Raw genomic sequence first — 26,619 nt, 5'->3', positions numbered from 1 at the left:
CATCAGTTATTGAATAACGGTATATTTATTGTTTTAAAGCTATATTTTAAGTACTTTTATTTCAAAAAAATGATTTTTCTTCATTTTTACTATTTTTTTGACAAAAGTTCATTTTTTTGACTCTCTTATTTCAATTTTAAGCGTCTCATTTATTTTTGGACTCATAAGTATAGACACCTCTAAAAAATCCATTTAAACCATATTAAATACATCATAGAGGCATCTAAAACTAGTGTATTACAATTTGTATTACAAATCTCTTAAAATCATATATTGAATTTGCTTATCAAAGGTTTTATCCTTATTTATTCTATAGTTTTGATCTACAACAAACTGTCTATATTCTACAGCTAACCCTACAATCTCTTCCAACTCTTCATCAGTTAAATTTCCATCTGGATAAACTAATTTTATCATTCCATTAACTATTTTATTTATTGAAATCACATCTCTTGTTGAAGCGTGCTCTAATCTAATTCTATTTAATATATACTGATAGTTTACTCTTCTTAATTTATGAAGAATTTCACTAAAATAATCAGCTGCAAAACCTAAATTTTTTGTATAAGCTTTATTTGGATTTCCTATGCTTTTTATTTCCCAGCCAGGAACAACTCCAGCTAATCTATCTAAAAATGCAGAATGAGTATTAGTTTCATGTAAAAGATTTTTTAATAAATCTTTTTGTTCAAAATATCCTGCAGGTAAATTTCCAACCATCATTATTCCACATTCACTTACTTTTTCAACTCCACCACGATCAAATTTTCCTGAAGCCAAATATTGATATAATTTTGTACTTACATCTTCTTGAAGTCCGCTTTTCTGAATTTTATCAATTTCATCAAAAAGTAAAACATCATACTGAACCAACAATCCATCTTGCTTAGTTGTTAGGTTATAAAATAGTTGTGGTCCTGACACTTTACTTCCTGAAATGACTCTAGAATATGAACTTATATTTTCGTAAACGTAAGTTTTTCCTGTTCCAGGACTTCCAAATTCCATCATAAATACGTTATTTTCAACCATTGGTATTAATCTAGAAAGAAGTATTAGCTTCTCTCTCCTAGTATAATTTTCATAGTTCAGTCCAACTGTACTCATCATTATATTTAACCAATGTTCTGAATCAAATTGCTCTCTTGCTTCTTTCAATTCATCCACATCTATTTCTGATAGCTGAAAAGGTTTAAAATTTATTAATCTTATATCTTTTTCTTCGTCATCATAAAAAATTTCTCCCATTCCCCAAAGCCCATCTATCAATAATCTTGGATGATCTATTAGTACTTTATCATTAACCTCTGCATCTGTTATCCCTAAACTAGGAATCTCCATCTGTGTTGGCTTTTTTTTATTTTTTCCTAAATTGATTTTTACTTTAAATTTATCAATTATTTTTAAACTTCCATTTATTCTTAAACTATTTTTAAACTTCTCTTTTTCTCTACTATCTATTCTATGTTCATGAATATAGTTATTAGTTTCCTTTAATCCATCCTCTGTTATTTCATCTTCACAAAAATACCCCAAAAGATACTCTGATACATATCTAGGTAGCCCTTGTATCTCATTTTTTATAGCTTTGGGTTTATCTACCACTGCACTTCCAAAATTCTCTTTTAGAAGTCTTTCCCATAACTCCATTTCTCCTCCTCAATTTAATTAGTATTTAAAGTAAAGATCGACTACTCTTTAATTTTTTATTCATTGCCAATCTTTGATTTTTTATAATTTTTAATACTAATGTTTCTTTAAAAGAGTGTTTTTCTCCCTCAAAATAAAATTCTATTTCTACAATATCCCTATACTCACCTTCTAAATTTTCTTTTAGTTCTAAAGGTATTTGGATTAATTTATTTCCCTCTACTTCTTTATACTCTTTTGTAAGGTTTTGATATTTTAAATTTACTTTCAAATTTTGAATTACATTACTGTTTTTTATCAAAATATCAACTTCAGCTTTAGAATCATTTTTTATTTCAGTTGACTTGACTTCTAATTTAATAGGAACAAACTCTTTTTCTTCTGTTTTAAATACACCATAGGGTATTAAAACCTCTTCAAAACTTATTCCACCATGGTTGAACTCACCAGTTTTTTTAGGATATTTTCCATATTTATAAATTAAATAAAAATAGTTTTCTTTTTCTTTTTCTGAAATTGGTAAATAGTACTTAGACATAACCTCTCTATTTAATGTATAGAAATTATTATCTCTTTCAAATAATGTATCCAACTCATTATAAACTTCATCATCATATATATTAGAAAATACTTTTATATATCTACCATGATTTTCAACTTGTAATCCTCTTTCTGTTAATATATCCTTATATTTGAAACTACTTAAATCATCATCATAAAGTCTCATTGCTCCGTGATCAGTCATCATTATTATATTAAATCTATCTTTTTCTATATTCTCCAATAACTTATTCAACTTTAATTCTATCGTATTTTGTAGGTACTCTTCTGTTAAATCTTTTATATTATGAAAGAAATTGTCTAAATCTAATATCTCATAAAGAAAATTATCTCTTGTACTTTCCTCTTTTAAATCATCTATCGAGTTTACTTTTACAACATCACTTTTAAAGAAGTCCTTTGATTCTATTTGATTATATTTTTTTCCAGTATATAAAATTTTTTTACAATAACTTGTCACTGTTGGTATACCACTCAAAATAATTTTATCTAAATGACAATTAAAGCCTTTTTGCTGCATATATTTTTTTATTCCTAACCAAATATCATACCTTAGGCAATCTATAAAAATATATAAATTATTTCTATTATTATTTAAAGTGTTATAGCTATTTTCGATTGCATAATCTAGCCCTCTTTGCTCTGAAGAGCTATATAATAAACTATAATTTTTTAAATAAAATTCTTCAAACTTTTTATTAGCTTCACTCCATATATTTTTTATGCTTTGCTTTAATGAAAATAAATTAACTCTATACTTCTTTTCAATATTTTCTATTAAACTCTCTAAATTTTTTTCAGATGAAAGACTATTATAATTTAAATATATTTCCATAAAAAACTCTTGAAAATCTTGTATAGTTACTTTATCTTGTCTTCTATTTTTATCTATTTTTATCAAAGCTTTAACTATATTTTTGATATCTAAATATGATTCATTAAAAAAAATCTCAGCTTTTTCCAAATTTATCAAAATAATATCATACCCTTTTAGTTGATTCATTTTTTCAATATTTCTCTTTAAGAAATATTCTTTTTCAAAAGGTAAAATACCATTTATTTCTCCAAAATATCTCTCCTCTGGAAACTCATTAAATAAAGACATTTTTTTACTATCTTCCCTTAATTTTTTATCACATTTAGAAATATAATTTTTTAACTCTTCTCTTTCATAGGAAAAACTTTTTTGTAAATTTAAATTTGTCTTTCCCAATTCATATAGTTCCAGAGTAGCAACTTCATCTAATAATATATTAAAATTATGCTCCTTATATTTTGAAAAGATAATAATATTAGTTAAAAGTTCTAAATAATTTTCTATTGTTCTATTTTTTTCATTTAAAAGAAATTTAACTTCTGTAAAATACTGTTTTTCTAAAATCTCTATTATTTTTTTTGAATTATTAGGATAGTTTAAAGCATTTAAAAGAACTCTAAATAGATTGTCTTTAGGACCTAAATTTACTTCAGGCCCTTTAACTTCGTATACCTCTTCCACTTTTACACTTTCATATTGTTCAAAATCTAAAAATAAAGAGAAATACTTTTTATTTTTTATAACAATTTGAAATTTTTCATTTTCTTTATATTTTTTAAAAAATTTACTTCTAGCTTCAAAATAAGATTCCAAATCCTTTACTATTATGTATTCTTCCAAAGAATAATACTCTTTAGATATATCTTTTATAATTTTTATCATAGCCCCACCTATATTTTTGCACTCATAATCTCCTGTGCTTTGTGTTTTTCTATAATACTATTAAATCTATTTTTAACTTCTTCTAAACTTAGATATTTTTGTCCAGTTCCTTGAAGTTCCAATAATAACTCTTGTGTTAACTCTTCAAACTCTATATTTCTTTCTCTAATTGGTTCTAAATTTTTCTCTCTTAATAATACATTAATCTCTTTTTCTATCATGTTAAATTCTGTCTCTATTTCTCTAACTTCCGTTCCTGTAGTTTCTTCATTTGAAACTCTATTTAATGCAAAAATAATATTTTTGTAACTATCACTATTTATCAAGTTTTCTTTTATACTATTTTCTCTTAATCCATCATCATAACTCTGATAAACTCCCAAAACTCTTTTCTTATATTGAACAAATAAATCATTTAAAGAAGTTTGTTTTCCTTCTAATTTTTTTAAATCTCTTTTATCGCACATTTTACACGCTGATATTTCATCTTCTAGCTCAATAACTTCACACTTTTCGTAGTTTTTCAAATTATCATAAAAGTCGTCTAATGAAGATATATTTTTTAAATCTAACTTTTTTAGTGTTCCTATTATTTGAAGCTTGTCTTTTAACTCTTCTAAAAATTCTCCTCTTAACTTCGCAAACTCTTTATGATATGAGTCGTGTCTAACTTTATATTCATTATTATATTCTTTTAAAAGCTGAATTGTTTTTTCTTCTAACTTTTCAACTAAAGCTACATTTAAAAAATCATTTTGATAATATTTTAATAATTCATCCACTTCTCTTAATTTATCTTTTAAATCTCTATATCCAGTTAAATCATATATTCTTTCATCTAAATGTGGAATTAATATACTGCATTTTTCATAACTCATTACTATCTTGCTCGTTAACATTTGTAATTTAATTAAAAAACTTTTAAACTCCTCTATATTTTGATTAAATTCACTTTTATTAAAAATATTTGGCAACTCTACCATCTTATTAAAAAACTCTTCTGGCTTTAAAATATTAGATAATTCTCTTAATCTATCTACTAAAACTTTTAATTTTTTAGTTTTTACTCCTCTTGCTTTTAAACGTTTTTCTCTATCTTGTAAATTTTCTAAAATAGTCTTTATTTCACTACTTAAAATTAAAAATGGATTAAAATCATTGTTGCTGTTAGCTTTAAAGGCTCGTGCTTTACTTTGCTTAACTATTCTTAAACTATTTAAAGCATTCCAAATAGATTCAACCTCTATTGGTATCAAAAACTCTTCATTTTTTTCTATTTTATAATCTCTAGGACTTCTAGAAACTTCTTCTAATGTTTTAGCATCTAAGCTAATTTGCTTTTCTTTTTCATTCTCTCTATTTGTAGAAATTACTATCTTTCCTGTTTTACTAGCCACAAATAAATATACATCAACTAATTTTTCTGATAACCCATAAGGAGCCTCTTGTAAAAGATTATATTTTTCCCATAATTCTATTTTTTCATCTAAAATAATATTCATAATCTCTTTGGATATTTCACTAGCACCTTCACTAGGCATTTTTAATTGATATTTAAATCCACTTACTGTTTCAGTAAATTCTATTAAATCCAAAGGTTTTAATAACATTTTTAGTTGTTTTACTGCTGAAGATGTATCATTTTTAGCAAACTCTCCAACACCTCTATCTATACACATTTTAGTAATATCATTAATTCCAGCTCTTGTATTAAAGTTTTCAACTTTTATTTCTCTTGGAAACTTTGTATAAAAATTAAATAATAATTGTTCAAAAAATTTCCTTTCACTTCTTAGAGTCGTTTCAACATTTCCCTCTCCAAATATAAAAGTAAAATTCTTTAAATTACTAAATTTTCTAAGATATTTATTTCTTATTTTATCTTCTAATTTACGTCTTCTTTTTACGATAATTTTTTTAATCTCTTCATTTGTTGCAACTTCTTTATCTGTATTTTCTATTTTTAATAACGCTCCATACTCCTTTAAATCTTTTTCTTTAAAAGCTATATCATTTACAAAAGCAATACAAATATTTTTGTTTACATCTTTAAACAATTCTTTGTAGCTCTCGATTAAAGCCTCTTTATTATATTCTTCATGAAAATCTGGAACAACAAATATTAGTTTTCCATATCCTCTACTTGATACTAAAGATTCTATATTTCTATTTTTCAATTCTTCTAGGTTAAGTTTTATAGAATCTATATTTACATCAAATGGAAAAAATCCCAAATTATACTTTAATGAATAATTTCTTTTAATAAATATTCTACTTTCTGATTTTTCTAAAATAGTTTTCATTACATTTGTAGGGGATATTTTATCCATTTCTTCTGATATTTTTTTATCAAATTTTATTCCACCAGTTCCTGCTACTAATCTATATGCTCCATTGTTCACAATAACATTTGAATAATTAGTACTTACAAGTTTATTTAAATTTTCTCTTACTTTCTCTTCTGATTCCTCTTGATAGATATCTTTTAAATCCTCTGCTGTTAATTCAGATTTTGCTCCTGTTTTAGATAGTGAGCTCGAATAGGCTATTGTTATTGCTCTTAAGTATTGAACTACTTCACTTTCTTCTGGATAACCATTTATATTTTGATTATATATATTTATAATTTCAGGATTTTTATTATCTATAGCATTTTCAAAAGATTCAAATAAATCACTTAAAGTTACTAAATTAAGTTTTCCATTCTCTTCTACACTTCTTGAAAAATATCTCTCTTTAACAACTTCTTTTATAAATCCTAAAGTTGTTCTGGTTTTTTGAGCAAATATTTGAGAAATTGGTGTTAGATATTCTATTGTAGCTGGATGTATTGGATAAAAATCCAAAAAATCATGTTTATATTTTTTTTCTAATTTATCAATAAATTCCTCATGCTTATTCTTATACAACTGAAAATTTACTTTATCAAGATTTAACGTATTCTTTATAAGTTCATTTCCTTGCTCAAATTTTAAAATATGAGTTTCAAATCTTCCAATAATTTTATCTAGTTCACTTTTTATACCAATACCATATGCTTCTAATATAGTATTAATATCTTTATGGATTGATGTTATGAATGCTACATTTTTTTGTGCACTTTTAGCTGTTAATTGACATAACTCTTGAATTTTTCCTAAATCTTTATTTATTCTTTTATTTTCAACAGATGCTGTTATATAAGCTGAAAATTCATCAAATATTATAACTAACTCATTATAACCATTTGCCTTTAATTCATCATTTACTTCATCTAAGAAATCACTCAAAGTTCCAACTTCAACTTTAACTCCAAGCTTTAATACATCTTTTATTATTTCTCTTGCTTTATTTAACCCATCTCTTGATGAATTTGAAAGGCTTGCTAATAAATCTTCCATAGTATCATCATTTTTTTCCAAATACTCATCTATTTTTTCTGAATATATTGGATATGCATTTTTCAATATTTCTGCTACAGATGAATATACCGCTGTCATTTTTAGATTTTTAAATTCCTTTTCCATAGCTTCAATTACAGTACTTTGGATAACATCTACAAACTCTTTTTCATTTTGTGCTTCTCCATTTATTCTTACAACAAAATATTTTTTTCTATCTTGAATGTATTGTAATTGATATTGTAACTCTGGAAAATCTTTAAAATGCTCTATCATTTTAGTTGCTAAAGAACTATTTTTCATTTCTAAAATAATACTAAGCATCAATAAAAAATATGATTTACCTGTACCATATTGTCCAGATAAAATATGTGCTCTTTTAGCAGTAGTATTTATATCTCCATTTAAATTTTCTATTCTTTTTTTACTTCTAACCATATTAAAACTTTCTAAAATTTCTACAAAAGTTTCGGCTATTTCATCTGTCATTATATATTTTGATAACATTCTTTCATGTTCATCAATATTTAATCCCCATGTTAAGTCTACAACTGGCTCAAACTCTCTAATACTTAATATATCTTTAATCCTCATTCTGATCTCCTATGATTATATTCTTTTCTGGATAATATGATTTTAATTCTTTTTTTAGTTTCATTATCCTTATATTAGAAAAAATAAAAATAACTTTATTTTTAAATTTTTGTAGCTCCATCTCTTTAAAAAACTCTTGAAACTCTTCTTTAGCAAATAATATATTTTGAATTATTTCCAAATTATCAATCACTAATACCCTATTCTCTTCCAGTGAAATATTTTTTACATAATCAAAAAATTTTCCTCGATTAAAAACTGTTGGTGTTAAATTATTATCTTTAAAAAACTTATACCCTTCTTTTTCAAAATCTAAATAATTAATATCTTTTAACTCTAAAAAATTTTTCTTATCTTTTAACTCTTTTAAATAAATATAAGCATTTATTCTAGAAACTATATTTTCATTTAATATATTTTGAATTTTTTCCATAGTTTCTCCTTTTAAGAATTTTCTATCATCATATTTAAAATATCTTCTTTAGTGTATCTATGACTCTTTCTTATTTGGTATAGTCCACCTGTTAAATCTATATCTATTAATCCTAAAGCTTGAATCTCTTCTAATGTTTCTATAATCGCTTCTTCATCCATTAAAAAGATTCTTCCTAGATGATATTTATCATTTATTATAGAAGAAATCTGCATCTCTGTTTGGCCCTCTTTCCATAAATCATAAATTATATATGCGCCAACTAAAGGTTCTACCCAATACGAATGAATTTCATAAACAGGGCTCTTTTTATCATCTATTATTTTCTCTAAAATACCCATTTTTCCAAAACCTGTTTCAGATTCCTCTAAAACTTTTACTGCATCTTTTATAAAATCAGGATATTTAGGATCTGCTCCAAAACTTATCATATATTCTTTAGCACTTTCTAAAGTTATCTTATTATCATAATCCGCAACTTTTGTACTTAAATATTCATTTAAAACTTCAGAAATATAGTAGTGACCATCATTTTTTTCTAAATTTGGATTTTTAGCCAAATAGTATAGCATCAATGGCTCTACATAATCATGCGAATCTCTAATTTTTAAATAAGTTTTACCTAACTGAGTTAAAACTATTTCTTTATTAACTATTTCAATAGAACCTATATACTTTAACCACTCTATGAAAGTAATTACTCTATTTTCACCAGCTCCTGACTCTTCTTTTATCCCTTCTTTTGCGCCTTCTCCTTTTTCAAGAATTTCTAATAATTTAAATATATATGGTATTTCAATTTTAAATTTTTGTTTTGAGTGCATAATTCCTCCAATTATTTAAATAACATTTTAATTTCATCTTGAATTTTAAGATAAAAATCTTCTTCACAATTTAAAATATTATTTTTTTCCATTTCTTTTATTAATATATTTTTATCTTTTTCTGAGATTTTAAAAAACTCAATCATTCTAGAAAATATTAAAGTATTTAATATTTTTTTGTTATTATCTAAAAAATTTTTAAAATTATTATTTAATTCTAAATTTTCTAATTTTATATTAAAAGAATAAGGGATTTCATTTAAACTTTTATATAAAGCTCCTATTACATTGGTTTTTAATACTTTTTTTATTGAGTAAATATAATCAATTTTATCTTGATCTAAAATTGTTTTATAATTCTGAATATTTTTTTTAAATAAATTTTGGATTAATACATCCACAGCAGATTGTTCTGAACGACCGTTATAAATTTTAATTCATAAGTTTTTTTATATTCGAAATATAGCTCTGCAAACTCTATCGCAACCTCATAAAAAACATCTTGATTTACTCGATTTTCTATATTTAGAATCGCCTGAAATAATAATAATTTATATAAATTATTCATTCTATTTTTTTTTGAAAAAAAATTAGTTATAGCATGTTCAAATTCAATTGATGAATTTATTTCACCTTCTTTTAAATTCCATCCTGCTCCATTCACATTAACACCTACATTTCTAATAATATTTTAGTCATTACTTTTTTCTTCTGCTCTTGTGTTAAACTAAATCCCATATTTTTTAAAACTGCTTGAATTTTAGAGCTTAACATTTTTTCCATCATATCCAGCTCCTCATTTATAGACTTCGCTTCCTCTATCTTTTTTGAAACCTCTTTTATTAATAACTCTTTATATTCATTTAAATCTTCAGTTGTTCTCCAATTTTCATAAGAAAAACCTTTAATTTTTTTAGTAAGATCCATTAATATTAATATTTTATTTTTTTCTTTTATTGATTTTATAAACTGCTCTATTTCATTAGAAGTATTTTTTTCATCTATTTTTTTTAGATAATCTTTTAAATTATCAAACTTATTTTCTGATAGTATTTCTACACTAGTTTTTTCTAAAGTATTAATAAAGTTTAACTTCCACTCTTCTAATTCAATTATCTCTTTTTCCAAATTAATCGTTACATCTTTATAGTTCTTTGATTTATAAATTTTTAGGAGATCTTCTAAAATAAACTCTCTTGAATTATTAATAGTAAAAATATTTCTAAATATTTTATTTAACCCTTTAACTTTTGAAAGATATATATTTCCTACATATCTTGGTTGATTTAATAAAAAATTTTTTAAACCTTCTAAAACACGATTATAAATTTTCAAATCTTTTGTATTAATATAATTTTTTAATAAGATTTCTAAATCTTGCATGTATCTTATTTCTTTCTCCACTATTTTATAGTGAGATAAACTATATTTTTCTGGATTTTTTTCAATTATATCCAGTAAATCTAAAGTAAAATCAATTTCTATATTTCCATCTTCTAAAGATAACGCTAAATCATCTTTATTCTCTAAATATATTAATCCCAATAAAAATGTAAATACTCCTTCTCTTAATCCATATTTACCTAAGTTACTACAATAGTTCATATATAATTTTTCAAAAGTTTGTTTTTCTTTTTTTATATCTTCTGAAATTTCATCCATTAAATTTTTAAATTTTTTGTAGTTTTCATTTTCTAAATCTTTATAATAAATTCCAGTATTATAAAGCAATACTCTTGCTACTGAACTTTCTGCTTTAGTATCTTTAAAATAATCTTCTTTTAACTCTATATTTTGATCCAACTTTTTTAGAATCTCATAACGAGCTTTTTTCATAGGAACTGATATATTTCTTTTATTTATAAGTTCATAGTTTACCCCTAAATACTTTGGATATTTTACCTCTAAATATTCATGAGTAATTTCTAATAAATTTATTTTTTCAGAAAAATATTTTAATAACTTTTTAGTTATATTCTCTTTTATTTCTCTTTGATATATCTCTAACTCTATTCTAAAGCTATCCTTTAACAAATAATTTTTGTCCTCTTTCTTTATAAAGTCAATAGCTTCAAGTTCTTTTAACTCTTGGTATATATCTAATCTATTCTCTTTAGAACCAATAAAAATAAAGTCTTTATTTTCTTTTAACTCCTTTAACACTTCACAATAATTACTATTACCTTCTATATTTGTGAAATATATTAATCTTCCATCTTCATTTTTATTTTGTTTTATTTTTTCTAATTTTTCTAAATTTGAAATATCTACAAAATATTGTCCAAAATATCTATTGATTTTATTTAAATCATTGTACTTTAATGGATAATATACTCCTCTATTTAACTCTTGTTCCAATCTTTCAACATAATCAAATCTTCCTACTTTTGTTTCGCAGTATTCTTCTACTAACTTTTCAATGTTTAGATTTACGTCTTCTAAAAGTGCATATTGATTTTGATATTTTTTAAAAACTATTAATTTTTTTTCTTCTAAATACGAAAGATCTAATAATTCTTTATTAAAGATATATCTTAAAGTATCCGTATCAGGCTTTATTTCAGATAAATTATTATTGACATAAATTATTGCAATTGTTTTTATAACTTTTATATAAAATTCCTCTGCAGTTGGAATCTTAGATAAAATATCTTGACTAGATAAATATATTTTATATTCTTTGGAATCTACTGGTAATTGCTTTAACTCTCTTTCAAAATAATCATATAAATAATCTAAGGTTATAAAATCTTTTCTATTTTTTTTATCAGATATTATGCTTTTTAATCCTCTCCATTCATCAGAGCAAATAAATGCAAATAATGTTCTTTCATTTTGAGCTAATTTTTGAGATAAGTCTGGTAACATTGTTGCTGTTATATAATCTAAAGGAAAGAAATCTTTTGTTAACTCCAATGTATTTTGATGCTCTAATATATTTTCTAAAAGTAGCTCTTTTGTTTTTATATTTAGATTATTTTCTCTATAATCTTCATAATTATTTTTTTGGATTATATTTTTTAATATCTTTAATATACTATCTTTTTCCAATATCAAATGTTCTTTTAAAAATCTTCCACTTACTTTTTCCCATTCATCTTTTTCAACATTATTTTTTAATTTTCTTGTATATTGAAAAATATCTTTATGAGTTATCATAAATAAATTTGAATTATTCTGTAAATTACAATATTCTGCCATATCTTGAATTTCTTTGACATCTAAATTATCTATATTTGTTTCTAAATACCTTCCAAACTCATCAAAAACATAAAATACTCCTGAAAAACCTTTCTCTTTTACTCCATTTTCAACATCTTCTAAAAGATTTTTTAAATTTTTTATTTGTCCTCTATAAGAATATTCTTCTCCTGCAAATATATCTGAATAAACTTTTGAAAATATGTCCTCTGTTTTTTTAGTTTTATATTTTAGTTCTTTAAAAAAGTCTAATTTTGTTAACTCTTCTTCAAATTGTATATATATATTTAGATGATTTTCTTTCCAATATTCCAACTTTTCTTGAATAATATCAATCTTTGAAGAGATTTTTATATTTATATTCTCAGCTTTTAAAGCTTTTCTAATTCCTGAAAAAACTCCTTCTGAAAAATTATCCATAGATTCATCAATAAAAACAATTAAGTATTTTTTATCAATATGGTTTTTTAAACTCTCTTCTATACCATAAACTTTTTTAGATTTTTCAATTAAATTACTATAATCACTTAACTTCAATTTAGAACTTAAAATACTTAATAATAAAGCTGTAAAATAAGATTTTCCTGTTCCATAAGCTCCAGATAATATAATTGAACCATTTGTTTTATTATCAATAGATAACAAAACTTTATCCAATAATCTCATATTATTAAATGTTGGATAATATGAATTTATCTTGCTTTTATTATTATAATCACTTTTTAAATTTATTGAGTAATTATTAGTATTTAATATATTTATAATCTTTTCCATTTTTACTCTCTTTCTAAAATCAATTGTATTATGTCTTTTTCTAAAATCTCTTTTGTTAAATTTATATTTTGTAATCCTGCTGCTCTATCAACAAATAAAAACTCTCTATTTTCTAATTTTAAGATTAATTTTTCATACTCATTTATTCTCATTTTAATAATTCCATTTATATAGTTATAAGAATCTATAATAGAAATTTGCTTAAATATTTTTAATCTTCTTTTTAGTAAATAAAAAATTATTTCTTCCGCAATCTCATTACTCTCAATATTTCTAAAATAATATTGATTTTTTTCATTTTTTAATAAATAATTTAGTTTTAAAAATGGTGAGTACAAATTGTCTTCAGGATCATTTTTTATATCCACTTCTTTATAGTATGTTTTTATAAATACATTTATACTATCTTTCACACTTCTTTCTGAAATAACTTCATTTTTTTCTTTATAAAAAATATTTAATACATCTCTAGCTTCTTCTTCTGTAAATAAACTATTTTTTTTATTTCTTATAAATAGATTCCATAATACTGGATTCTCTTTTTTTTCATCCCTCTCCATTATGTATGTGTGTAATAACCATAAAGTATTTTTATTTTCTAAATAAGGATCTTTTTCTAAAATATACTTTATTTCTCTTTTTAAATGAAACTCCTTTTTCTCTTTTTTTAAGATATCCAACATAGTCATCCAAAACTTTAAAGATTGAACCATTACACTTCCAATCCCTAATTTATCAATTGCTTCTATATTTGATTTAGAAAAAATATTTTCGTTTTTATTTTCTTCTACATATTCAACACATTTTTTTATCCAACCATTTCTTAAATAAAACGAGCTATGCCCAACTAATAAATCTACCATTTTTACTCCTTAATTTTAGTTCTTAACGCTGAAGCAACCAAACATCCCATATCAAATTTATTAATGCAATTTAAACAATTAACACATTTCTTTTCATCTATTTCATACTTTCCATTTATTACACTTAAGGCACCAAAACTACAAGTTGAATTACATGCTTGGCAATATATGCAAGTATTAAATTTATTTAATTGTTTTGTTATTTTTCCATATAAATATCTATCTTTTAAATCAATTAATGTTACCTTTATTTCTCTACTATCGTTTTTAAATACTATTTTAAATAAAGCTTCTTTTAGCCTATTTAAAACAAACATCTCTTGGATATTTCCCTTTTTAGAAATTGATATTTCTCCAAACGGTTTAAATAAAGTTATAAACTCGTCATCTATCTCTCTATTTAATCCAAGAATATATGTATTTTTCTCATTAATACATGCTTTTTTTTCTATAATTGTATTTTTACTTTTCTCTAAACCATCTCCACCTTGTCTAGCTTTCCATTTACTTTTCTTTACATATTCTTCTACTTTTAGTTTTAATTCATCTTCTGATAAAAGAATTTTATTTCTTTCATAAAACTCTTTAATAACTTTAGTTGAAAAGTCATATAAAAATTTTTCCCATTCATTATAATCAAATTTAATTTCTTTGTGTTGAGATTTAGAAACATAAATTTTTGCTAAAAATTGAGAAATATCAGAATTATTAGGACACATCCAACACCCAACTCTTGGAAATCCTTGACGATAACTAAAATTAAAATCTATATTTTCTGTTAATAGATATAACCATACATCAATATCTAACCAGTCTATAATTGGAGAGTTCACTATCCCGCCATGAATTTTTGGAGTTTTACTAACTTTCGAATATTTACTTCTAGATGATGATTCTTTTCTTCTAACACCATAAAATGTTAAAAAATCTTCTTCAAAATTTGAAAGAGTTGTTCCCATAGGTCCAGTTTTAAATATTGAACAACACCAACTTTTAACTCTACTTGGCGGTCCAATCTCTTTGCACATTTCAAAGAAATTATTTTCTTCATTTCTTTCATCAAAAAATGGAGTCATTGGATTTTGTTCTTTGAATTTTTCAACATATTCATATGTTAATGGTAGCTCTAATGTTGTATCTCCAAAAATATGTAAAATACTTTGATTATTCAGAGCTGTTCTTACCAAATGTGACACAACTGTAGAATCTTTTCCACCACTAAAAGAAACCATATTAACTCTTTTTGAATAAGTTTTAGAAACTTCTTCTATAAATGGATATGCTCCTATAAAATGACCTTCATCATCTAACTCTCTAGAGTTTAAAAGATAATTCATATGATTTCTATTTTCTAAAATAAATTTTTCTATAATTTCAGATTCTGCTTTTATCATATCCTCTGTTTTTTCAAATTCTAAAACTTTTTCTCTAAAACTTTCAAAATCATCTAAACTATTTATTCCTTTTACAACACTTTCTTTAAATGGAACTCCATCTATTATGTACCTTCCTTGTTTTGTACACCATACAGATTGATAATATATGTCTCCAGCTAAATCAAACATTTTTTTTAATAAATGTTTTTCTTCTAAAAAAACTGGTCTTAAGTCTTGAGCTATCTCTTTTAAATCAATATTATTTTTTATATTTAAAGTTTTCTTTTCAAGTATAACTGGGATATTTTTCAACTCATTCCAAAAAATCCCCCACTCTTTTTTATTCACAAATCTTACTCCTTAATATTTACTTTATTCTTATTCCTTTTGCATATAAATCTTGAATTACTTCATCTCTATCATAAAATTCAGATTCTCTTAAATCTAATTCCTTTACCCATTCCTCTTTAACATAAAAGTTATCTAATCCATACCTTAAAATCTCTTCATATGTTTTTTTATTTATTTTTTTATCAATAGCTTCTAAATCATCATCTTTTAGTAATACTAAATATCTATTTTCTAAAAAACATTTATAATTTTGTTTTTCTATATCCTGTAAAATATTTTTTAGTTTATTTTTAATAACAAATAGATTAGTAGAAATCTCTATAAATTCTATTCGATTTCTTAAAAACCCACTTATTTCTTTTAGTGAAAATTCAGTGTTGTATTTTGCAAATAATATTGTTTTTAATTTACCTGATCGTATCTCCTCTATTTCTTCTATATTTAATATTTTTTCATTAAATAACTTTTCCATAGCTTCATTTATATCCATTCTCTCTCCAACTAATATTTAATTCTAACTCCTCTACTTTCTAAAATTTCAATGGCTTCATATACATCATAGGCATCTTTATCATTGTCATAATCTACTCTTTTTAAATCCGCCATCTCTACAAATCCATTTTCTAAACCTTTAGCTAAAATATCCCCAAACGAATCTTTTATTGACTTTTCTTCTTTATCTAAATTACATGCCAATGTGCCTTTTTCTACTTCTTCTTTTTTATAAAAATTTTCCATGAACTTAACATAAATATTTATTATCTTATCCACATTTAATTTTTTTAATGGAGTATTCCATTTTAGCCAAGTGATTACTGTTAAAATTTGTCTCTCTTCCATTTCATCAAAAATATTTTCTTGTTTTCCTAATAAATGCATTTTTTTAAAATCATTTAATGATAATTTTAAAATAAATTCATTTAATTTATTTTTATTTTCTAAATATGATTTATAATTTAATCCATTTTCTAAAAAATTATCTTTCAGACTGTTAGTATCAGCCTTTTTTTCAACTTTTAATTCTCTTTTATGAAGTTCATTTATAACTTTATAATAAATACTCTCTATATTTTCTAAATTATCATTTGTCAAAGGTATATTTAACTTTAATCTTGTTAATACATCAGAGATATTTCTTTCATCTAATCCTTTTAAAGTTTTGGTATTTTTTCCAACTTTATAAATCTCTTTTAAATCATTTACAGTTAATTTTTTTATATAATCAATTAAATTATTTTCATGTTTTTTAAAGTTTTCATAGTCCATCCAGCTTCTCTTTAAATTTTCTTTATCCTCTATCTGATTTTCTACTTCATTAGGGATATTTGTTTCTTCTATATTTTGAAATTCTTCAATTCTATTGGTATTAAGTAATTTTTTTAATTCATTATTTTCTTTTGTTAAAACATCTAATTGAACCTGCAAATCATTTAATTTTTCTAATAATTTATCATTTTTTAATTTTAAAAGTTCTTTTTCCTTTTCTTTTAAAGAAACTTCATCTTCTAATAAAATATTATTCTCTAATATCCCTTTTATTTTTTCTAAAAGAGACATCTCTTCTATTCCCAATTTTATTCCTGACATTTTGTCCTCCTAAAATATACTTTCTAAAACCTCTCCTAATTTATCTAAATCCTCTTCATCATTAAAATATCCAACTGATAATCTTAAAGTTCCGTTTTTATCGGTCTCCATATGTTTATGGGCTAAAGGAGCACAGTGAAGACCTCTTCTCGTTATTATTCCCCCATCATTAAAAATATTTTCTAATTCTTGTGGGGTATAATCATTAGCTTCTATTGAGATAACTCCAACATTATTTTCTCTATCTGATAAAATTTTCAAATCATATGAATATTCTTCTAAAAGATCATATAAATCTCTTATGTTTTTCTGCTTTTTATTTTTTATATTTTCTATCCCAATTTTCAAAAGTTCATCAGTTGATATCTTAAGACCAATTATTCCTAAAATATTTGGACTTCCAGCTTCAAATCTCTCTGGAAGCTCCTCTGGCATATCTTCATCTTCAGAATTAATTCCTGTACCTCCATATAATAGATGTTTTAAAGAAATTTTTTTATTGTAAATATATCCTCCTATCCCTGACGGGCCATATAAATTTTTATGTCCTGCAAAAACTATAAAATCTGAAGAAGTTGAAATTTCAGTAAAATCTAGTACTCCTCCAGTTTGCGTTGCATCTAAAATTGTTATAGCATTATATTTTTTTCCCTCTTCAAATATATCTTTTATTGGTAAAATATTTCCAAAAACATTTGAAGCATGATTACATATTATTAAATCAGGTTTTTTTGACATAAATTGAAGTTTCATATTCTCAAAATCTAAGTTAAATCCACTAAACTTTAAAATTTTTAAATCTATTTTTTTTTCTTTTGTAATTTTTTTTAAAACTCTATAAACTGAATTATGTTCGAAAGGTGATATGTAAACTGTTTTTATATTAGTATAATCTAATCCCAATATAATCTCATTTAATGAAAATGTAGCAGACGAATTTAATATTACTTCATTTTTTGTAGCAAAAATATTCATTATATTTTTTATTAAATTTTCTTTTATAGATTTTGCATCTTTACTTTTACTTGAACTATTTCTTGAGAAATTAACTCCATAATTTTCATAAAGAGCCATAGTTTCCCTATAAAATCTTTCAAATTTTGGATAAGATGTTGATGCATTATCAAAATAAAATGTATTTTTCATTGTCTCCCCCTATAAAAGACAAAAAAAGGCTAATTTTTTGATAAAAATTAGCCTTTTTAATCTTTTTTATATTTTCCCCTTAATTTCCAAAAATAACTTTCATCATTCTAAAGCAATATTTTTAGCACCATTATAGCACCATTTGATAAAAAATGATATTAGAAACTTTTTTATTTTTTTTTAAAAAATCTTCAAGAGGCCTCTATTTTTTAATCCTCTTCAAGATTCTATCTTTTAAATCAAAGTCTTTCTCTATTTTTTTATTAGTAAGTCTTTCTAGAGCAGATAGATTTCCATAACGACAAATATCGTTCATTTCATCTTCTGTTAGAGAACTTGTTGTCTTTGACATTAACTCTTGAAAACGTGTTTTATTAGATATAAACTCCTCTATACAACTTTCCTCTTCCGTAGAGAAAAGATTATAAAAATCACTAACATAATCTTCTGGAATCACATATGGATTTTCATTTGGAATAAACATAATTTTCATATTTGAACCTCTTGTCACATGGTGAAGAGTATTCTCTGGCGACTCCCATACAGCAAAAGCTTGCTTTTCAAAAAGAATATCTGACTCTAAAATCGATACTCCATATACAATTTTTCCACCATGTAAGTCTATATATTTTGCAACAGTTTCAAAAGAATCATTAATATTGTATTTTCTTATCTGTATATTATGATCTAATTTTCTTGTTAAAAAAACATAACTTTTAGAATGGATAAATTGCTCTAATTCATTGTAAATAATTTCTGGACAGTTTAATTTTGAGTGAGATTTCATTGGTACCTCCAAAAAAATCAAATATTTTTTGATTTTACTTATATTATACCTCGTATAAGAAACATTTACAACAAATGATTGAATTTAAAACTTTTTTAACATAAACTCTTCTTTGAATCCATTTTAGTTGCCAAGTATAAAAATGGAGTATCCATAGCTGCAACTATCCATTTTAATATATATGTACTCAAAAATATCTCAAACATAACTTCAAAAGAGAAAATCCCAGTAAAGGCTAAAGTTGTAAATAAAATATTATCTACTAACTGACTTACCATAGTACTTCCATTATTTCTAATCCATAGATGCTTTGGAAACTTCTCTTTTAAAATCTTATATAGATATATATCCACATGCTGAGATATTGCATAAGATACTAATCCCACTATCATAAATCTTGGGAACAATCCAAAAATCGATTTTAAATTAGTATGCATCTCTAGTCCATCAGCTTCTGGAGTAAACATAAGTGCAAAATTTATCATAAATGCTATAACTATATTGGTAAAAAATCCTATCCAAATAGCTTTCTTAGCCTCTTTTTCTCCATACTTTTCAGAAAGTATATCTGTAACTAAAAATGCACTAGCATAGGGTATATTTCCTAATGACGCATGTAAACCAAAAAGTTTAACTAAAACCATTACCTCAACACTTGCTATAAACATAGATATTGGAATCCAAATAAAAAGTCCCGTTTTTCCAAAACATTTATAAGCACCTAAAACAATAATAAAACTTAAAAACAGTTTTATTATCCATAACATCTCATTTTGTAATAACATTCCATTCATCATCATATTAATACCCCTTTAACACTATTTCATTATCTTTTTTATTTTCAAGAAAAACTCTGTGAAAGAAAAGTTCAAAGAATCTTTTCTCATCTACCTCTGTATTTATAAATACATTTGGTGTTTTTCTATAAAAATCTCCAATATCTATTAGTGTTTGCCCAATGGCTCTTCCATTTTCAACACACTCTAAATGAGTTAAAACTCCACTACATAGACTTGGTTCTATAAAATAAGCTACTGCTAAAGGATCGTTTATCACACAACCTAAAGTTCTTTCTTGCATCCAATGAAAATCAACATAAAATCCTGTTATATTGTAAATAAAATCAGCTATTTCATTTTTCATCTGCTTTAAATACTCTCTATAGTTTGGTGTTAAAACTATTTTTCTAGTTACATCTAGTGGAATAAGCTCTATTGGCTTATCTACATTTTCAAAAACAATATTTACTGATTCTGGATCTACCCAGTAGTTAAATTCAGCTACTTGAGAACAGTTCCCATTAGTTCTAAAAGCACCTCCCATAGAAACAATTCTTTCAGCTCTTTTTAAAATCTCTTTTTCCCTCTCCACAGCCTTTGCTAAATTGGTCATTGGACCTAATGCTATTATAGATACATCCCCATTCTCTTTTAAAGTTTTAACAAGATAATCTACAGCTCCTAATTTAATAGCATCTTTTGGAATGATAATTTCTGGTAAAACATCTCCAACTCCATCATCTCCATGAGTATCTTGAGCTGTTACTAAATCTCTTTTAATTGGATTATTATCTCCTACGTAAATAGGAATATCCTCTCTTTTTAGTAACTTTAAAACTCGATAAGCATTAACTCCTCCAATTTCCACTGGAACATTTCCAGCACAAATAGTAATTCCAATAACATCTAGCTCTGGTGATTTCAGTGCTAAAATCAGCGCCAGTGAATCATCAATTCCCGGATCACAATCAATAATTATTCTTTTCATAACCTCTCCCTTTCTGGGATCCACACAAACAAAAAAGGCTAGAATAAACCTAGCCTCTTGCTGGTTTTTTTTACAGATGGATCTCCCAAACATCTTTTTTTATAAATTTAATTCTTAAAGAGTATATCATCTCTTTTATATTTTTTCAACTAAATATGACTATAGCTTTATAATATAAAACTTTACTCCATTTATTACAATTGCATCCTCTTTTTTCTTTCCAATCTTATCAAACTTACTGTGAGTGTATCTTCTCACTAATTTAGCTGGATAATCTTTTGAAGTTTTAATAGATATTAACTCAATTGTACTTAAAAGTTCCACTCTATCACTTGAAACTAAATAGTCATCTGCACCATAAGAAAATAAAACTCCTTTATAATAACCATCTGGTTTTATCATCTTAAAGTTAAAATTCTTTCCTGTTTGTTTTACTATGTACTGCCCTAAAGCAGATATTTTTTCTTTCATCTTTACCTCTTTTATATTGTTATTCTACTTTTATCTTTAAAAGCATTTTTTTATGTCCTGATCCACATGGAATTGTACACTTCCCTGTATATTCTCCAACTTTAGTAGGAGTTATTTCCACTGAATCTGGTTTTCCTGGAGCTGCTTCTAAATTAAATCCTAACTCCTTTGATCCTAATCCATGATCTCCATCTTTACTCACTAAAGTCAATTTTACAGGTTCATCTTTTTTTAAAACAATCTCTTTTGGTTCATATCCCCAATCGTAAGCTACAACTTGAATCTCTTTTCCTAAAAGCGTTACTGATAAAAGTGTACATAATCCTAAAATTTTAAACATCTTCATATTTTACCTCCTAAACTTAAAATAAGTTAAAAGGTATTACCACCTAAATCTCTTTTTTCATTTTTTCGCAGAATTTTTTTGCTTTAAAACTGCTTTCATCTATATCTAGTTCTAACTTTTTTATAGAGTTATCCTCTTCAGATAAGTGAGTTAAAATAAAATATCCTAACCCTCTATTTTGATACTTTGGACAAATAAAAAGTTTCTCAACTTTAAATGTTCCCTCTTCATTTTGTGCTTTTAAAAATATAGCTCCTATTATCTCATTTTCTAAAAGCAAAACTTTCCCTATGCTGTTTTCAACAATATTTTTAAAATCCTCATAACTCTCTTTTTTTAAGCTTTTTCTAAATGCATTTCTATTTATATTCCAAAGAGTATTGCAATCACCTGCTTTAAAATCTTTAACCTCTACCATTCTTACCTCCTCTAAACATTCTTTAGTTCCCTTTCAGGTTTTCCAAAATAATATCCTTGCCCGTAACTAACTCCTATCTCTTTTAAAAATTCAAACTGTTCTCTCTCCTCAATTCCTTCTGCTACAACTTTAAGTTTTAAACTTTTTATCATATTTGTTAGCCCTAAATAAACATTTTTTCCTCTTTCACTTTCCTCATTAATACTAGAAATTAATGATTTATCAAACTTAACAACATCTATTGGTAAAGTTGTTAATAAACCTACTGTAGAATATCCTGCTGTAAAATCATCAATTGAAAGATATATTCCATTCTCTCTAAATTTATTTAATTTTACTACTACATCTTCTGCATCATTTAAAAATGTACTTTCTGTTATCTCTATCTCTAAGTTTTTTCCACTTAAAGAATACTTTTTTAAAATATCTAATATAACTTCTACTACATCTTTTCTTTTTAAAGTTTCTATTGACATATTAAAAGACATTCTAAAATTTTTATCCACGATATTATCTCTAAGAAGTTGTTTTGTCTTTTTCACCGCTTCTTCTGCTATTTTATAATCAACTTTATAAATTAATCCTAAATTTTCTGCTATTGGAATAAATTCATCTGGATAAATTTCTCCTAAAAGATTGTTATTCCACCTTGTTAAAGCTTCCGCTCCTATAATTTTTCCATCTTTTAATGCATACTTTTTTTGAAACACTGGATAAAACTCTATATTTATTGACTTACTAATTAAATTTTCGATTATTTTTTTTCTTTTTTTACTCTTTATAAAATTATATGTTGCTTCTTGTGACCAGTTTTCTCTACCCTTTTTTGCTGAATACATAGCTAAATCTGCATATTTAAAAGCATATTCCATTGAGTTCTTCTCTTTTTTTAAATAGTATCCTAAACTAAAAGATATATTATACTTTTTCATTAAATTAGAGCTTTTAAAAAGAGTTTCTAACTTCTTTATTTTGTATTTTATATTTGCTGAATAACAAGAAAATATATAAAATTCATCTCCTGATATTCTAAATATATAGTCATTTTTAAAAACCTCTTTTAATAGTTTTCCAGCTTCAATTAATACTTGATCTCCATAATCATGTCCATGTGTATCATTTAATAATTTAAAATTATTTAAATCCATAAGAAGAGTACATCCAGTTATACTATTGTTATTTTTACAAAACTCATTATAAACTCTTCTACTATATAAACCTGTTAATTCATCTTTTAATAGCTCTCTATTTTTTCTTTTATGCATAAAAACTTTAAAGCTTTGATATAATGCTAAACCTAATAATAATATACAACTCAACGTTACCAAAATAACTAAGTTTTTATGTTTTTCTTGCTCTGTTATAATCTCTTTTCTTTTATTCAACTCTGAATTTTTGAGAATATCTTTTAAATCTACCATCTCTAGTATAGCCTTATTTAAAATATCCCTCAATACTATATTATTTTTATTTAAAGCTAAGTTTATTGGTACATTTTCTAATATTCTTATATTATATTTTTTCTTATCATAAATGTCTGAGTTTAATGATAAGACTGTAGTTAACTTATTGTTCTTTAAATCTGATAACATTTCATCTCTATTTGAATAGATCTTTATATTATCTTTAAAAAAATATTCCTTTGCTACAGTTTCTTCTATTGAATTTTTTATAACTCCAACTTTTCTCTTACTTGATAAATTTTTCAGAACCTCTATCTGATATACATTTAAATCGTAAATTTTTTTAGTGAATATAAACTTTTCTTCTCTTTCAGGAGTTCTAGAAAGAGTTAATATATCAATTTTACCATTATTAAAATCTTCATAAATAGTTGTCCATTCGATTTTTTTCGTTTTTTCTTCTTGTTTTATATTAATACTCAACTTCTTAAATAAACAATCTAATAACCCTGGAAGAACTCCTACAAATTTTTTATCTTTTACAGAATAGCTACTCACATTTTCAATATTTCCGTATGATATTTTTAAAGGTTTCATATTTTGGATATACTCTTTTTCTTCATCTGTTAATGATTTTAAAAATTTATCTTTAAACATAAACTCTTTACGCTTTTTCAACCAATTTTCCATCTTTTTACTATATTTTTCTTCCAAAGCATTATTAATTATATAATTTAAATCTTTATAACTTTTATTAACTCCAATTGAAGTTTCTGGTAATCTACTTATACTTAGTTTATTTGATTCTCCTATTGTATTTAAATTAGTATCTGCAAAATAATCTAATTTTTTTAGATTTACATCATCCACTTTTATTATTTTCATTTGCAATTCATTTTTCATTTTATATCTTTCTAAAAATTTCTCATAGATAGTATTTTTAGTTACATAGACTTTTTTTTCATTTAAATCTTCAGCTGTATTTAATTTTTTATCTCTCGATACAATAACTAGCTCTTCAGCTAAAATTTTATTTGAAAAAACTGCAAATTTTTCTCTTTCATTTGTTTTAGTTAAAAAATTTATAATATCAATTTCACCTTTTTGGAATTCATTGTATATTATATCCCAATTATCTTTTTTTATAACTATATTAAGTTGTAAATAATCTTTTAATAATTCTTCTATAATATCATTTAATGATTGACTTTCTATTTTATCATCAGCAAAATAATTATTTTTTATTCCTAATACCAATTGTTTTTCTCTTATTTTTTCTAAGTATTTTTTTTCTTTATCATTTTTAGGAACATATACATCCATTGAAATTATAAATTTAAAACTTAAAAAGAAAACTAAAAGTATCCTTTTTATACTCATTATCCCCCCTTAAAAAATTATAACCTACAATATCTTTTCCAAAAACTTTTCCATTTCTTCTTTTATTTCTGAAATAGAAAAGAATCTTATTTTTTTTAAAACTTCTAATCCATCATAATAGATAATTAAAACAGGCGTTACAAAAACTAAAAATTCTCCTGTCACTTCAGGATTCTTTTTTATATCTATTGGAAAAAATTTAGAATTTTTATATTCTTTAGAAAGCTCCTCTAACCTAGGGAGCATGATACCATCAACTCAACAACTTTTCGTTTCATCATAGATATATACAAATCCAAATTTCTCATTTTTCATATCTTTATAGTTCATATTCCCTCCCCATAAATGAATTAATAACTTTTTCTTTCAATTATATCTTGATTTCCATTTTTTTTCTAGGAAAAACTAAAAATTCTTTTCTATTTTTTATTTTTTGGTTTTACTTGTCTTTTACCTGTTTTTTATTTTACCTTTACACTCATGCTTTATAATATTATTAAATTTAAAAATGGGGTGATTTTATGACATTTAATAAAAAAATATTGGGTTCATTGGTTTTAGCAACACTTTTAACTAGTTGTGGTTCTTCTGAAAAACCTGTATCTAAAGACAATAAAACAAAGGAGATTACAGTTTATACTGCTTTAGAAAACGAACAAATTCCTGAGTATCTTCAATCTTTTAAAGAGCAATACCCTAACATAAAACTTAATATTGTTAGAGAATCAACAGGTGTTATCGTTTCAAGAGTTTTAGCTGAAAAAGATAATCCGCAAGCTGATGTTATCTGGGGGACTGCTGCTACTGGCCTTTTAGTTTTAGATGAAGCTAATCTTTTAAAAGAGTATTCTCCAAAAGATATTGAAAAAATAAATCCAAAATTTAAAGATAACACAGGTAAAGATCCTAAATGGGTTGGAAACAATGCTTGGATGACAGCTATTTCAGTTAATACTATTGAAATGAAAAAACTAGGACTAGAGGAACCTAAGAATTTCTCAGATCTTTTAAAACCTGAATATAAAGGTTTAATCTCTATGCCTAACCCAGCTTCTTCTGGAACTGGATTTCTAACAGTCTCTGCTTTAGTTCAACTTTTAGGAGAGGAAAAAGCTTGGGAATATATGGCCAGCTTAGATAATAATATGGGTGTTTATACTCACTCAGGATCTAAACCTGCTAAAACAGCTGCATCTGGAGAGTATCCAATTGGAATATCTTATGGATATCCTGGAATAAAAATAAAAAATGATGGAGCACCTATAAATGTTTATTTCCCTAGTGAAGGTTCTGGTTGGGATTCTGAAGCTAATGCTTTAATAAATAAAAAGAATATCAAAGATGAAGCTAAGGTATTTTTAGATTGGGCTATCTCAGAAGATGCTATGAAAATGTACGCTAAATCTTATGCTATTGTTTCTAGAGATATCAATGTTGCTCCACCAAAGGGATTCCCTGAAAACCCTATCACTCAACTAATTGCTAATGATTTCTCTTGGGCTGCTGCTAACAAAGAGCGTATTTTAACTACTTGGGAAACAAAATTTGGTTCTAAAACTGAGAAAAAATAATATCTTTTTTATAAAGCTACAGAGAAATCTGTAGTTT

General features: G+C 24.6%; 22 protein-coding genes. 1 reads left to right on the top strand and 21 read right to left on the bottom strand.

Going from position 1 to position 26,619, the window contains the following annotated elements:
• Window positions 1-249: 249 nt before the first annotated feature.
• From brxL to H5J23_RS06470, 21 genes are all read right to left on the bottom strand, one after another.
• Window positions 250-1,650: a BREX system Lon protease-like protein BrxL gene (gene brxL, locus H5J23_RS06570; protein ID WP_185891408.1), complete on the bottom strand. Its 1,401-nt coding sequence runs from the start codon at window positions 1,648-1,650 to the stop codon at window positions 250-252.
• A 25-nt stretch (window positions 1,651-1,675) separates the two neighbouring features.
• Entirely contained in the window at window positions 1,676-3,910 is a 2,235-nt protein-coding gene (locus H5J23_RS06565) for a PglZ domain-containing protein (protein ID WP_185891406.1), read from the bottom strand.
• Between the two features lie 8 nt (window positions 3,911-3,918).
• Window positions 3,919-7,884 (bottom strand): hypothetical protein, encoded by a 3,966-nt coding sequence (locus H5J23_RS06560; RefSeq protein ID WP_185891404.1) that lies wholly within the window; start codon window positions 7,882-7,884, stop codon window positions 3,919-3,921.
• Complete coding sequence (locus H5J23_RS06555; RefSeq protein WP_185891402.1) at window positions 7,874-8,317, bottom strand: hypothetical protein; 444 nt, start codon at window positions 8,315-8,317, stop codon at window positions 7,874-7,876. Before H5J23_RS06555 ends, H5J23_RS06560 begins: the two co-directional genes overlap by 11 nt.
• An 11-nt stretch (window positions 8,318-8,328) precedes the next feature.
• Window positions 8,329-9,141, bottom strand: a complete 813-nt coding sequence (locus H5J23_RS06550) for a DUF4007 family protein (RefSeq protein ID WP_185891400.1) — start codon at window positions 9,139-9,141, stop codon at window positions 8,329-8,331.
• Between the two features lie 11 nt (window positions 9,142-9,152).
• The gene (locus H5J23_RS06545) at window positions 9,153-9,542 is read right to left on the bottom strand and encodes a hypothetical protein (RefSeq protein WP_185891398.1); all 390 of its coding nucleotides are present in this window, start codon (window positions 9,540-9,542) and stop codon (window positions 9,153-9,155) included.
• Window positions 9,530-9,805, bottom strand: a complete 276-nt coding sequence (locus H5J23_RS06540; protein WP_185891396.1) for a hypothetical protein — start codon at window positions 9,803-9,805, stop codon at window positions 9,530-9,532. The genes H5J23_RS06545 and H5J23_RS06540 overlap by 13 nt, the downstream gene beginning before the upstream one ends.
• Before the next feature lie 8 nt (window positions 9,806-9,813).
• Entirely contained in the window at window positions 9,814-13,116 is a 3,303-nt protein-coding gene (locus tag H5J23_RS06535; protein ID WP_185891394.1) for a hypothetical protein, read from the bottom strand.
• A 2-nt stretch (window positions 13,117-13,118) separates the two neighbouring features.
• Window positions 13,119-13,979: a DUF4007 family protein gene (locus H5J23_RS06530; protein ID WP_185891392.1), complete on the bottom strand. Its 861-nt coding sequence runs from the start codon at window positions 13,977-13,979 to the stop codon at window positions 13,119-13,121.
• Window positions 13,980-13,981: 2 nt separating this feature from the next.
• The gene (locus tag H5J23_RS06525; protein ID WP_185891390.1) at window positions 13,982-15,703 is read right to left on the bottom strand and encodes a phosphoadenosine phosphosulfate reductase family protein; all 1,722 of its coding nucleotides are present in this window, start codon (window positions 15,701-15,703) and stop codon (window positions 13,982-13,984) included.
• Between the two features lie 19 nt (window positions 15,704-15,722).
• The gene (locus H5J23_RS06520; RefSeq protein WP_185891388.1) at window positions 15,723-16,196 is read right to left on the bottom strand and encodes a hypothetical protein; all 474 of its coding nucleotides are present in this window, start codon (window positions 16,194-16,196) and stop codon (window positions 15,723-15,725) included.
• A gap of 11 nt (window positions 16,197-16,207) precedes the next feature.
• The gene (locus H5J23_RS06515) at window positions 16,208-17,293 is read right to left on the bottom strand and encodes a hypothetical protein (RefSeq protein ID WP_185891386.1); all 1,086 of its coding nucleotides are present in this window, start codon (window positions 17,291-17,293) and stop codon (window positions 16,208-16,210) included.
• 9 nt (window positions 17,294-17,302) lie between these two features.
• On the bottom strand, window positions 17,303-18,439 hold the full coding sequence (locus H5J23_RS06510; protein ID WP_185891384.1) for an aminotransferase class V-fold PLP-dependent enzyme: 1,137 nt from the start codon (window positions 18,437-18,439) through the stop codon (window positions 17,303-17,305).
• 202 nt (window positions 18,440-18,641) lie between these two features.
• The gene (locus H5J23_RS06505; protein ID WP_185891382.1) at window positions 18,642-19,226 is read right to left on the bottom strand and encodes a hypothetical protein; all 585 of its coding nucleotides are present in this window, start codon (window positions 19,224-19,226) and stop codon (window positions 18,642-18,644) included.
• A gap of 95 nt (window positions 19,227-19,321) precedes the next feature.
• Window positions 19,322-20,026, bottom strand: a complete 705-nt coding sequence (locus H5J23_RS06500; RefSeq protein WP_023049972.1) for a queuosine precursor transporter — start codon at window positions 20,024-20,026, stop codon at window positions 19,322-19,324.
• A gap of 1 nt (window position 20,027) precedes the next feature.
• Window positions 20,028-20,993, bottom strand: a complete 966-nt coding sequence (locus H5J23_RS06495; RefSeq protein ID WP_185891381.1) for a nucleoside hydrolase — start codon at window positions 20,991-20,993, stop codon at window positions 20,028-20,030.
• Window positions 20,994-21,152: 159 nt separating this feature from the next.
• Window positions 21,153-21,464 carry a hypothetical protein gene (locus H5J23_RS06490; protein ID WP_023049970.1) on the bottom strand — a complete coding sequence of 104 codons (312 nt, stop codon included), beginning with the start codon at window positions 21,462-21,464 and terminating at the stop codon, window positions 21,153-21,155.
• 19 nt (window positions 21,465-21,483) lie between these two features.
• On the bottom strand, window positions 21,484-21,810 hold the full coding sequence (locus H5J23_RS06485) for a cupredoxin domain-containing protein (protein ID WP_185891379.1): 327 nt from the start codon (window positions 21,808-21,810) through the stop codon (window positions 21,484-21,486).
• Between the two features lie 43 nt (window positions 21,811-21,853).
• Window positions 21,854-22,228 (bottom strand): GNAT family N-acetyltransferase, encoded by a 375-nt coding sequence (locus H5J23_RS06480; protein ID WP_185891377.1) that lies wholly within the window; start codon window positions 22,226-22,228, stop codon window positions 21,854-21,856.
• Window positions 22,229-22,239: 11 nt separating this feature from the next.
• Window positions 22,240-25,011, bottom strand: a complete 2,772-nt coding sequence (locus H5J23_RS06475) for an EAL domain-containing protein (protein WP_185891376.1) — start codon at window positions 25,009-25,011, stop codon at window positions 22,240-22,242.
• A gap of 24 nt (window positions 25,012-25,035) precedes the next feature.
• Window positions 25,036-25,257, bottom strand: a complete 222-nt coding sequence (locus H5J23_RS06470) for a co-chaperone YbbN (protein ID WP_023049966.1) — start codon at window positions 25,255-25,257, stop codon at window positions 25,036-25,038.
• Window positions 25,258-25,532: 275 nt separating this feature from the next.
• Between H5J23_RS06470 and H5J23_RS06465 the strand changes: the two genes are divergently transcribed.
• On the top strand, window positions 25,533-26,582 hold the full coding sequence (locus H5J23_RS06465; protein ID WP_023049965.1) for a putative 2-aminoethylphosphonate ABC transporter substrate-binding protein: 1,050 nt from the start codon (window positions 25,533-25,535) through the stop codon (window positions 26,580-26,582).
• Window positions 26,583-26,619 lie beyond the last annotated feature (37 nt).

Origin of the sequence: Cetobacterium sp. 2G large (assembly GCF_014250655.1) — a bacterium.
GTDB classification, from domain to species: domain Bacteria; phylum Fusobacteriota; class Fusobacteriia; order Fusobacteriales; family Fusobacteriaceae; genus Cetobacterium_A; species Cetobacterium_A somerae.
The sequence above is the reverse complement of the archived record's forward strand: the minus strand, read 5'-3'. Positions and strand labels throughout refer to the sequence as shown.